This window comes from Pedobacter sp., from assembly GCF_041645105.1.
In the GTDB taxonomy this organism is placed as follows: domain Bacteria; phylum Bacteroidota; class Bacteroidia; order Sphingobacteriales; family Sphingobacteriaceae; genus Pedobacter.
Genome location: NZ_JBAZQQ010000001.1, coordinates 259,207 through 271,755, shown reverse-complemented (window position 1 = coordinate 271,755; position 12,549 = coordinate 259,207). Strand labels below are relative to the sequence as shown.

Below are 12,549 nucleotides of genomic sequence, written 5' to 3'. Positions count from 1 at the left end.
ATGAAAACAAAGAATATAAAATATACTTTTTTGATTGCAGGTATACTAATGCTCAGTTTAGTCGCTTGTAAAAAAACTTTAGAAGAACAATCAAAGAGTTTTGTTACCCCCGCTCAGTTTTATAATAATGAAGGTCAGGCTTTAGCGGCTGTAAATGGGTGTTATATACCTTTAACAAGTATTTATAATGCAAATTTTATGATCGCAAATGAGGCGACGACAGATTTAGCATTTTTAAATTCCTCGCAACTTGACGCCAAATTTGAGATCTCTCCCGCAAATCCTGGTATGGGCCAAAGTTTATGGCAACAGTGCTATAAAGGTGTGATGTATTGTAATTCAACAATAGCAGGTATTGACAGATCTGAAAAAATTCCGGATGAAAGAAAGAAGGCGATAGCTGCCGAAGCGATAACCCTTAGGGCTTTATATTATTATATATTAACGGCTACATTTGGTGATATCCCTTATTATACGGAGGACGTATCTTCTTTAGAAGTTTTAGACAAAATTTCGAAAATTGGACGGATGCCTGCTATAGCTACACGTACAGCTTTAATTGATGAATTACAAAAAAGTGTTTTGTCATTACCCTTAAAACGAACTTCAGATGTAACCGATAATCGAATTTCTGCACCAATGGCTTATATGCTGATTGCTAAAATGTCCATGTGGAATAAAGACTATACAACAGCCTTAACAGCTTTAAAAGAGGTTCAGAAAATATACGGACAGTTAGTGCAGTATCCTTTAACGGATACTTATTTCAGAAATAAAAATACACCTGAATCTATATTTGAAGTGCAGTTTACCTGGGCTGCATTGGGACTAAAGAAAACTACCACCGTATCTGCCTTTTTTATGCCTACTAAAGCTTCTGGTACAAGTACTTATGACGGTGTTAATATTCCGGAATTAGGTTCAAAAGCAAATCCTTTCGCTTCTATAACACCATCCAAATACTTCGTCTCTTTATATGATGTTTATGATCCGCGTAGGGAAATAATTTTAGCGTACACCTATAATGGGGCCTACTTTAAAAGGCCAATGGCAAACAATGGAACAGGGAAGCCATGGATGGGACCTAAGTTTTGGTGTCCGGAAATGGATAACATCGCAGACGGAAATAATCAGAAGGTATTCAGGTATGCAGATGCACTATTGATGATTGCTGAATGTGCTAATGAACTGGATGATCCCATTACAGCTATATCAGCAATAAATGAAGTAAAAGGTAGAGCCTCTCAAGATTATGTACTGGCTTCGTACCCTGGTAAAACGGAGTTTTTTACAGAGGTAAAAGAAGAACGTGCCAGAGAATTAATGGGAGAGTATGGAAGAAAATGGGACTTAGTAAGATGGGGTATATTTTATGATGCGGTTAAAGCGACTACTGCTACTGAATATGTAAGTATCGAAGAAAATTTACGCCCTTACCATGAGTATTATCCAATTTCAGACGGAGAAATCAGTCGCTCATGGGGTAATCTTACTAATCCAGCATACAAATAATCTAAAATAGAGATACAATGAAACGAAAATCATTATATAAAATTTGGCTATTCACTATAGCATTTTTTATTACCGGCAATTTGTTTGCCCAGGATACACTTCGTGTTTTAAGTTACAATATTCTGGAAGGTATGAAAACAGATACTACTAAAGGAAAAACTGTATTTGTAAACTGGATTAAGAAGCAAAACCCGGACATATTGGCTTTACAGGAATGTAATAAATTTACTGAGGAAAGCTTAAATCAATTGGCCAGAAGTTTCGGCCATCCTTATTCTATTATTGTCAAATTGAAAGGTTATCCGGTAGGTTTAACATCAAAGTACCCCATTTTAAATGCAGAAAAGATAAATGAGACCATGACCCATGGGTTTATAGTTGCGAATGTGTTGAAATACAATATTTTGGTGGCTCACTTAAATCCACATAATTATGAGAAGCGTCGCGAGGAAATTGGGATTATTCTGCACAAAATAAAAGATTCAAATCAAAAGAAGAATTGGATCCTGATGGGTGATTTAAATTCATTATCTCCATTGGATAGGATTAACTACGCAGATGGAGTTTATCTTAATCGTTTAATTGAGAATGAAAAAAAGCATGCCAATCATCATAATCTGGAGGATGGGAAATACTTAGATTTTGAAGTTCAGCAAAAGATTTTAGACTCCGGTTTGATTGATGCGATGAAATCTCTCCCAACAGGGAACGATTTTAAATCAACACGTATTGACTACATCTATCTAAGTAAAAACTTAAGATCGAGTTTAGAACATTGTAAGTTTATCTATGATGACTTTACAAAAAAACACTCGGATCACAGGCCTATATTAATGAAATTAAGAAAATAAACAACTGCTATATGACAACAACAGTTAACTTAAGTAAAAGTGGTTGGTTATTATTAGCCCTTTTATTTGTTGCTATGACAATTTTATTTGGTTGTAAGAAGAACGATCAAGTAGAGTTTAGTACTGATATTGCTATTAATAATGAAATTGTACGTGTAGCTGATGCTGCGGGTACATCGAGAATTTTAGTTTTTGCAGATAAAGACTGGACCCTCACTACCGAGAATGAAACATCATGGGTAACATTTGATAAAACCAGCGGAAATGGCAACGGAGAATTTATTGTCACTTTTGAAAGTAATAAAGACCAGTTACCGCGTTCTGTAAATCTGGTGCTTAGTGCTTCTGGTAAAACACGTACCATTAGCTTTCAGCAAAAGGGTTTAACCCCCTCTTTAAATATAACTGATGCGACGGCCAATGGCATAGGAGCTGGTGGTGTAATGAAAACAGCGATTACTACCAATATCCCTTTTGATAAATTGGTGCAAAAAATCACGTATAATGAAGGGGCAGATTGGATAAGTGATTTGAAAATGAAGGATAATTATTTATACTTTACTGTAGGCCAGAACTCATCTGCTGCATTACGCTCAGGTAAAGTTTTGTTCTCTTATAAAGATGCATTGGGGACTACTGTTAAGGACAGCATAATTGTTTCTCAAAATGTGGCTGGAGATTTTGCAAATGCTGTATTAAAGGATTTTAATTATTTAAAAACTGCAGTGCCAGCAGGTGTAATCTCTGATGATATTTACATTGAAGGAACAATAATTAGTGACAAAGGGAATCCGAACATAGGTCAGAATCCGAATAAACCCACGAATAAGCACGAAATTGATAAGACCGAAAATGCGATAACAGTTTATGTTCAGAATAATGATGGAACTTCTGGTGTATTAGTCAGGACAAAAACTGGTGGAGATAATATTTTTGTCAAAAATGACCGGGTAAAAATATGGCTTAAAGGCTTAACGTTGCGTAAGGAAGTGAATCCTGCTCGCGTGATTTTAGACAATTTAGAATCGATTAATGTGATGTCTAAAGTTGAAGGTGCAGATGTTACCCCGCGGTCATTGTATATTAAGGATCTAACTCCCAATGATTTGTATACGCTTGTTAAACTTAAAGACGTTGAAATCGCTGTTCCACTAGGTAGTTTCTCTAATATTACAGAAGGTTATGTGGCAAGAACGGATGCTTATCCAAATTTCTTAAGAGATATTAACGGCAATACTTTAGCAATGATTGTGAATAATGATGTTACTTATAGACGTGATGGAAAAATGGTTCCACAAGGCTCTGGAGATGTAACAGGTGTACTTGTCTCTGAAAAGATGGAACGTTATGGAAGCAATATCGGGGATTATTCAATCAGACCTTTAAAAAGAGCTGACATAGAGTTAGCTGAGAGTCGTACATCTGGATTTTCGAATATTTTGGTGGAATGGAGCAGGTTTAAATCAGAACTTTCTGCTGGAGCAACATTGAGTAGTAACCCTTTAACTCCTGATATTGGAACAGGAACACTAACACATAGCGAAACAACTGCATTAAACTTTAGCAGTACTGGTATTAGTGGGACAAGTGATTATAATGGACTGATCCAAGAACCGAATACTGTAAAGGGATTAATTACGAATGGCGCCTGGACAGCAAAAACCTGGTGGAATGCTTCAAAGAATGCGGGTGCCTCCTGGAATATTCAAGTTTCTACGCTTGGGATTTCTAAGCCAATATCTTTACAACTAGAGGGCAATAGTGATATCGGTGGACCGCGAAATTTTGTAGTTGAATGGAATTCAACTGGCTTTACTAGTGCCAGCTGGAATCAAGTAGGTGAATTTACTTTTCAAGATCTGGTAAACTTTACAAGTACATTACTTACTCAGGTGCCAGGTTTTAAAGTAGTTAATTTCCAGTTCCCTCAACAAGCTTCTGGTTTAACAAACTTGTATATCAGAGTACGTGTTAAAGATAAGTCTGTAGGAAGTGCGACTTCCGCAACGGGGGGGACTCTTCCTGCTTCAGTGAATAGTCGTTTAGGACATGTATCTATAAAATACAACAAATAAGCGCTCAGATTTAAACAAAAAAAGTTGCAGTTTTTACTGCAACTTTTTTTTATTGTTTATGTCGACTATTTTAAGCTGTCATGAATCTTGAGCACTAAATGATTTCAATAATCGCAAGGCCCATGGACTTCAGCTGTATGTTAATGTTTATTTTTCCTCTTGTATAATTCCCAATTCTGGAACGGCCTTTTTCATTTAACAGATATATTTCTCCAGTACTTTTTAGTTCGTAGTCTGAAGCTGTAAGACTAAATTTACAAGCATATGGTTGTTCTTGAATACTTGCAAGTGTAATTGCAACTGAGCCATCTGCAGCTTTCCAAGCTCCAGAATAGATGGTAGGATAGCTTTTTTTGAAAGCAGTCACTTTTTCATCCTGACCCGCATAGATTGAGAGCTTAGATATTGCAATTTCTTTTTGTGGAACATCCATTTGAGGAGGGAGGGCGAATGAGCCATAAAGTAAATATTTGAGTGCTTTATTTCGTAACCTGGATAAAGAAAGTAAATAATCAATTTCAGCTTTTCGTTCTGTTTTCAAGAGGCTATTGTAGTTAGCAATAGCGGGTTGCATACCCCAAACGAAAGATCGTGCTTGTTCCATTAGAAATTGCTGGTTGAAGCTTTTATCCAAAGGTTCATTGGTCTTTTTTAATGCATATTTAGCTGGCCATAATTCATCGTATGGTGGGTAAAGTAAAGAAGAGTAGTTCCCAAATGTTATTCCATATTCATGATATACTGCCTGGAATAATGGGATAGTATATTTTTCAGAAATACCCGCATAACGCTCGCTACTTACTTGTAAAGTTAAAAAGGCATCCAGTGTAGGTAGCCAGCTTTCACCACCACCTTCTCCGGCCAATATGTAGGGCTCTTTTCTTTGCGTTTTCTCTCTGATTTGTTTAGTGAGTTGAGTAAAATTGGGAACCCAGTAATTGCCTCCTCCAAGGGGGTGTCCATGTGTTGGATCATAACATAAAGCACTCAGACAGGCCTGATCCATATATATACCTCCAACTCCATATTTGCTTAACACAGTATCTGCAATCCGCCCATACTTTTCTTTCCAAAAAGCTGTGGTCATACACATATAGGTAAGGGCTTTTTTAGTGAAAATATTGTAAACAAATGATTTACTCTCTCCATTTTGTTCCTTTACAGTAAAAGGTTCTGCATTTTCCTTATAATAACTGGGCATATTGTTTCCCCATTTAATGGAGTTCATGTATACAATTGCATTTACGTCATTTTCTTTTGCCTTTTTTACAGCTGTGACAAATGCCTTTTCGCCTTCTCTAGGTGGAATATAATCCGGAAAAGAATCGTCATAAGAACCATTGTGCCACCAATGCCAAAGAACACTTACAGGCAGGTCTAATTGCTTTTTTAAATCTATAGCCTGTTCCAGGACATTTTGTGATTCTCCCCGGTTCCATACCCATAAAGCAGTTTTAGTCAACCAGTCTGGAGTCAGTCCATTTTTTAATCTACTTTCCTTTGCCCAATATTGTTTGGTCCCCCAGGATTTGTATTTCTTTGCTGCTGAAATCCAATCCCCTTCAAAACTGGCGATTTCTACAGCGTATGAGGATGTATAGTTATCTATGTCTTTATCAAGAGGTAAGAACTGCGTAAGTTGATAACATAAGTTCCCGTCATTTTGATAAGAAAATGCAAAATCCTTTCTAAAAGATTTTGTGTCATTTGCTGCAACATAAAGTCCTTTTGCACTTTTTCCATAAAGTGCCATAAACTGCATCGATAGGTGTCCTGGATAGTATAACTCATAATTTCTTAAATTACCCGATAATTGACGTCGGGGGGATTTAATTAATTCGCCCATCCAATTTGGAGCAACCAGATATTCATCTTTCAAATCTCTTAGTCCGGATATTCTTGGGAAAATCACTTTTTCCATGGAGATATTCGATATTCCAGTAAGAGAAATGTTCCAGAATGAACTACCTTCTTTATTGAGGTTAACTGTAACCAATACTTGCAGGTTTTTTAAAGCAGGATCTTTGAATGATCCCCACTTTAACTCGACAATCTCTTTTGAACGGTGTACGAATTCAAATTTTGTGGCATCATTGTTAGTCAGTGAACGTTTTCCACTTTTTTTTGTGAAAGTGAATTGCCAAATAGATGCGTCTTGTATTTTTGATGTCAAGAAGTCTTGATTGCTACCCAGGTCTTTAAATGAAATAAGTGAGCCATTTTTTAAATCGAAAGCCCATCTAACTTTCGTATTGCTTAGGACAATTTGGTTTGTATTCTGATCTTGTGCTATTGAATTTGAAGACGAAAGTAAAACAAATGTTATCATCAAAAAAATAGGGCAGGCAAAGATGAATCTTATCATGGTAATGATTTTAATTTTTATTAATAAATAAAACTATATGTTGATCTATTTTTAAATTAACGAATATTGTTTTGTAAAATATACTCTAATTGTAAGCTAAATGTATAAACTAAATTATTTATTTTAAGGTTTTTTATAAAAAATATCGTTTTTCATAATTAGACATATGAAGTGAGATGTGGTAATGAAAAAATATTAAATATGATATTGAACTTATTGAATATTATATATAGATTTATAAAAAAAGGTTAGATGAATGGCTTTAACTCAGTTAAATAGATGTACAGACCAAGAACTGTTAATCTTGATTTTTCAAGATGACAGAACTGCCTTCGATGAGATTTATTTTAGATATTGGAAGAAGCTGTTTCTATACTCTGGTAAAATTGTAAGAGATGAAGATGAAGCCGAAGATATTGTTCAGGAGGTTTTTATTTCTTTGTGGAGGCGCAGGTCCGAACAGGCAAACATCATGTCCCTTTCTTCTTATCTGCATGGTGCAGTTCGGTTCAGAAGCCTGAGTTATATCCGGAATAATTTATATAAAAATAATTACCTCTCTTCTCTCAAGTCAATCTTTGAAGAAGGCACAGATATGGTTAATGAATACATAAATGTTGAGGAGCTAAATGGAGTTATTGATAAAGAAATCTCAAAGCTTCCACCAAAGATGAGGGAGATTTTTGTTTTGAGCAGGATTGAGCAAATGAGTCACCTTGAAATTGCAGAGCACTTAAATATATCTGATAAAACAGTGAAAAAGCAGATTAACAGATCTCTAAATCTATTTCGCCTGGTGTTAAATGAAAAGTCAGGTAGTTTGTTGGTGCTGGCTATTTTCAGCCTTTTTTGCAATTAGTAGTTCTTGAGATGTGTTTTTTTTGTAAATAATCTGTTTGATTATCAGTGATTTGCAATTGTTTTCTTTTTTGTATGTCTACCAAGGTGGATCTTATGCTACATGTAAGTATAAGGGAACCAAATATGAACAAAGAGGAAATAGTTGATTTACTAGATCGATACCTACAAGGACAGACCACTCCAGAGGAAGAGGAGAAGTTAAACTTATGGTATCATCAAGAAGTTGGCTTATCGGATTGGTCTCCGGAAAAGAATACAATGGAGATTGCTGGTCTTCTTAAGCAAAGAATTGATGCGGGTATAGATCAGGAGGAGATGCCAAAACGTAAAAACTGGCTTCGATATATTTCTGCAGCAGCAGCGATACTGATTGTGTCCAGCATTAGTTTTTACTTTTTCATTATAAATCCGTCCTCGGGATTAACAACAGTACAATTAAGTCAGACAACAGACATCTCGCCTGGAAGCAATAAAGCTGTTTTGACTTTGGCAGATGGAACCGAAATTTCTTTAACTGATGTTGAAAATGGTGAACTTGCAACTCAATCAGGTATTCTAATTACTAAAAATACAAGTGGACAGTTAATCTATACAATTAAAGAAACAGCTATAGCTAATGTAAATTCAACAGTACCCTACAATACAATTTCAACACCTAAAGGTGGGCAATATCAGATTAACCTTCCTGATGGAACAAGAGTATGGTTAAATTCATCATCATCAGTAAAGTTTCCTGTAAATTTTACAACTCTTAATGAACGGAAAGTCGAATTGGTTGGAGAAGCGTATTTTGAAGTTAAATCCAATAAGAACAAGCCTTTTAGAGTTAAGAGTGACCAGCAAACTGTAGAAGTTTTTGGTACGCACTTCAATGTAATGGCTTATCCAAATGAAAAGATTCTGGAAACAACATTATTGGAAGGTAAAGTAAGTGTTAAAACCGAACGTATAGAGAAATTTATAACACCCGGAGAACAAAGTCAGCTAAGAAATGGCAGTATAAAAGTAATGAAGCTGGCCGATCCGGAAGCAGTTGTGGCCTGGAAAAACAATCTTTTTCAATTTGAAAATACAGATATAGATAAGGTCTTACGACAGATTGAACGCTGGTATGATGTAGAAGTAAATTATGTTGGAGCAAGGCCTAATGTTTATTTTACCGGCGTAATCCCTCGTGATGTAAAAGCATCGAGGATTTTAATGGCCCTGGAACAAGCATGTGGTGTGAAATTCGAAATAGAAGGAAGAACAATTACTACAACAAATAATAAAACCAAAAACTAAAACCAAGAAGTATGAAAGAAAATCCTACTTGATTAAACCGAGCAGGGTAGCCATAAAAAAAGCATTCCGGATTGCGGCCGAAATGCTTTAAGTGTCTGGGCTAACCCTTGATTGTACTCAATAGATTTAGTGTAAACCAAAAACCCAAACAAACAAATGTATGAAACAAAATCTACATTTTAAGGGCATTCTATGCCCTGGAATTTACCTATACAAGAAGTGTATAGCGCTTCTTGAATCAAAAGTATTTCGCATTATGAAATTGACAGGTATTATACTCTTAGTACTTACCATGCACGTTAATGCAGCTTCTTTCGGACAAAAGATTAGTATTAGCCAGCGTAATACCAATTTAAAAATGGTATTTAAAGAGATTAGAAAACAAACCGGTTTCTACTTTATTTACAGTAATGAAGTTTTGCAGAAAGCTAAACCATTAAATATTGATGTGACCAACGTTGATCTTGATGAAGTATTAAAGGATGTTTTTAGTAATCAGCCATTAACTTATACCATTCAGGATAGGATCATCATTGTTAAATCTAAAGATATCATTACTCCAAATTTAAAGAATGTTAGTGCTCCTGTGGTGGTAGATATCAAAGGAAAAGTAATAGATGTTAATGGACAGCCACTGCCTGGTGTTAGTGTTATTGTCGTTGGAACAACAAAAGGGGCTACAACAAATACGGAAGGATATTATGCCATCGATGCGGGTCCTGGTGATATCTTAAAGTTTTCCATGGTAGGATACATTGAACAGGAAATTAAAGTACAGGCCAAGACTGCTATTGACATTGTACTTAAGGAAAAACTTAGTGATTTGGATGAAGTCATGGTGGTTGGTATGGGCGTCCAGAGGAAAGCCAGTGTGATTGGAGCCATTTCTACAGTAAAGATGGATGACTTAAAGATTCCAGTTCGTTCGTTAACTAATGCATTGGCTGGTAAAATGGCAGGGGCTGTTGTGGTTCAGCGCTCTGGTGAGTTGGGAAGGGATGGTGGAGGCTTGTGGATCCGGGGTATCGCCACATTCGGAGCAAACAGGTCGCCATTAATCCTTGTGGATGGTGTAGAAAGAAGTATGGATGACATTTCAGTTGAAGAAGTTGAATCTGTTTCAATTCTGAAAGATGCTTCTGCTACTGCTGTATATGGAGTAAGAGCTGCTAACGGTGTGGTATTGGTAACAACCAGAAGAGGTATTGCACAGGCGCCGGTAATTGAGTTCAAAACAGAATACGGAATATCCGATTTGCCGATGTTACCAAAATTTTTAAATGGACCTGATTATGCTACTTTATACAATGAAGCATTAGGTAGAGAAAATTATTCTAAGGAATATATTGAAAATACCAGGAGTGGAATAGATCCATATTTATATCCAAATGTAAATTGGTTTGATGAGACTTATAAGAAATATGCGCAGAATGCAAATGCTACCCTAAATGTAAGAGGAGGAGGTGAAGTTGCCCGTTACTTTGTAGGTTTAGGATACATCAAAGAAAATGGTAATTTGAAGGATAATCCCGATAACGATTACAAATCCAATCTAGATCTTCAACGTTATAATTTTCGGGCAAACATTGATGTTACCCTCTCTAAATCAACCATCCTTGAACTTGAGATTGGAGGTAACCTTACTGATTTGAGAACTCCTGGAGTAGGGGGGACGATTTATTCATCAACTTTTACACCAGCTGGTGAATTATTTTATTGGGCATATCAGGCCTCGCCTATAGGAAATCCAGTTAGAATTCCAATTGGTAAGGATCTGAATGGGAATGATATAATGGGTTGGGCTGCGCCTACACAGGTTGGTGAATCAAACCCGGTAGAGCGTTTGATGGGATCTGGATTCAATACGGAATTTAGAAATCAGTTCACCAGTCAGATCTCCTTAAATCAAGATCTTAAATCTGTTTTAGATGGTTTAAAGTTCAGGCTCTCTTATTCATTTGATGCAAATAATACAACTACTATTAGCAGAAGAAAGAATAGTACTACGTATGGTGTGCAGGGAAGAGATCCTGTTAGTGGCGACCTTCTTTTTAAAGAGGTTACAGTAGGGACAGAGTTTTTAGGCTATTCTAATGGCTTGACCAGTAACAGGGCCAAAGAAATGAAAGCTCAGCTTTTGTACAATAAAGCATTTGGAGAAAAACATCATGTAGGAGGGATGATGATGTATTACCAACGTGATTATATTCTAGGGAATGCTGGTTCTGCAATTCTATCTCTCCCATACCGCCGTCAGGGTATTGCGGGAAGGGCTACTTATGATTATGATGACAGGTATTTTGCTGAGTTTAACGTTGGTTATAACGGTTCTGAGAACTTTCCGCCAGAGAAGCGTTTTGGTTGGTTTCCCGCTGTTGCAGCAGGATGGATTGTTTCGAATGAGTCTTTCTTTAAGAACTTAAAAGGAACGGTTGATCTTTTGAAAATCAAAGGATCAATAGGATTGGTTGGTTCTGAGGCTTTGCCAGGGAGTGACCGCTATGGTTACTTATCTGTTTATGGTGCCGGACTCGGGGGGTATATATTTGGTGAAACACCAACAAATTATGGAGGAACAGGAGAGAACCGTATTGGAGTAGCAACATTAACCTGGGAGAAAGGCTTGAAGAAAAACATAGGTTTTGAATTGAAGATGTTCAAAAACGCACTTTCAATAGAAGCCGATTATTTTCACGAAAAAAGAACAGATATCTTATTACAACGTACATCATTGCCTGCAATTACTGGTTATGTAGCTGCACCTTATGCAAACATGGGGGAAATGCTGAATCGCGGAGTGGATGGTACAGTAGAATTTAACCAGCGTTTCGGTGATGTGGGAACCAGGGTTTATGGAAATTTTACCTATGCCAGAGACAAAATACTTTCACAAGACGAAGCGAATAAAAATTATGCTTATAGAATGCGCACAGGTAATAAGTATAACCAGGTTTTTGGATTGATTGATTTAGGCTATTTTGTTAGTGAAGCAGATATTAAGAACAGTCCGGAGCAGCAATATGGAGTAGTTAGGCCAGGAGATGTTAAGTACCTGGATGTGAATGGAGATGGAAAAGTAAATGTGGACGACGAAGTGCCTATCGGATACTCCAATTTGCCGGAAATTAATTATGGATTTGGTTTTCAGGTAGACTATAAGGGCTTCGATATTGGTGTCTTTTTAAGAGGTCAGGGAAGAGTAAGTTATGCATTGGGCGGGTCGTATGTTCCATTTGCTCAGGGAGTAGGGAAACTTAATCTATTTGAGGAGGCTTTAGATCGCTGGACTGTTGATAACCCTCGTCAGGATGCACTTTATCCGCGTATTTATAATGGTACTTCATCCAACAACTGGCAGAGGTCAACCAAGACTATATATAATGGTCGTTATCTGCGATTATCAGACGTAGAAGTTGGTTATACTTTTGGAGCGAAAGTTCTGTCTAGTATCAAGTTGAAAAGTTTACGCCTTTATGCACTGGCTAATAATGTTGCAGTTTGGGCTCCATGGAAAATGTGGGATCCAGAGTTGGAAGGGCCTGGAAATTATCCTCTTCAGCGTAAGATGAATCTTGGTATCAGAGCTAAATTTTAAATTAAA

General features: G+C 36.7%; 7 protein-coding genes. 6 read left to right on the top strand and 1 reads right to left on the bottom strand.

The features are described from left to right. The 3 genes from WC623_RS01090 to WC623_RS01080 are packed head-to-tail and all read left to right on the top strand — an operon-like array spanning nt 1 to nt 4,438. The gene (locus WC623_RS01090; RefSeq protein ID WP_372847688.1) at nt 1-1,512 is read left to right on the top strand and encodes a RagB/SusD family nutrient uptake outer membrane protein; all 1,512 of its coding nucleotides are present in this window, start codon (nt 1-3) and stop codon (nt 1,510-1,512) included. A gap of 17 nt (nt 1,513-1,529) precedes the next feature. Then, complete coding sequence (locus WC623_RS01085) at nt 1,530-2,363, top strand: endonuclease/exonuclease/phosphatase family protein (RefSeq protein WP_372847687.1); 834 nt, start codon at nt 1,530-1,532, stop codon at nt 2,361-2,363. Between the two features lie 11 nt (nt 2,364-2,374). After that, nucleotides 2,375-4,438, top strand: a complete 2,064-nt coding sequence (locus WC623_RS01080) for a DUF5689 domain-containing protein (RefSeq protein WP_372847686.1) — start codon at nt 2,375-2,377, stop codon at nt 4,436-4,438. A gap of 94 nt (nt 4,439-4,532) precedes the next feature. Here WC623_RS01080 and WC623_RS01075 read toward each other — a convergent pair whose 3' ends face one another. After that, nucleotides 4,533-6,803 carry a DUF6259 domain-containing protein gene (locus WC623_RS01075; protein ID WP_372847685.1) on the bottom strand — a complete coding sequence of 757 codons (2,271 nt, stop codon included), beginning with the start codon at nt 6,801-6,803 and terminating at the stop codon, nt 4,533-4,535. A 256-nt stretch (nt 6,804-7,059) separates the two neighbouring features. Here WC623_RS01075 and WC623_RS01070 point away from each other — a divergent pair, with 256 nt between their 5' ends. The 3 genes from WC623_RS01070 to WC623_RS01060 all read left to right on the top strand — a co-directional run bounded on the left by WC623_RS01070 (nt 7,060) and on the right by WC623_RS01060 (nt 12,543). Continuing rightward, nucleotides 7,060-7,662, top strand: a complete 603-nt coding sequence (locus WC623_RS01070; protein ID WP_372847684.1) for an RNA polymerase sigma-70 factor — start codon at nt 7,060-7,062, stop codon at nt 7,660-7,662. Nucleotides 7,663-7,787: 125 nt separating this feature from the next. Continuing rightward, a complete protein-coding gene (locus WC623_RS01065) occupies nt 7,788-8,948 on the top strand; it encodes a FecR family protein (protein ID WP_372847683.1) in 1,161 nt (386 codons plus the stop codon). Between the two features lie 256 nt (nt 8,949-9,204). Next, nucleotides 9,205-12,543 carry a TonB-dependent receptor gene (locus WC623_RS01060; RefSeq protein WP_372847682.1) on the top strand — a complete coding sequence of 1,113 codons (3,339 nt, stop codon included), beginning with the start codon at nt 9,205-9,207 and terminating at the stop codon, nt 12,541-12,543. Nucleotides 12,544-12,549 lie beyond the last annotated feature (6 nt).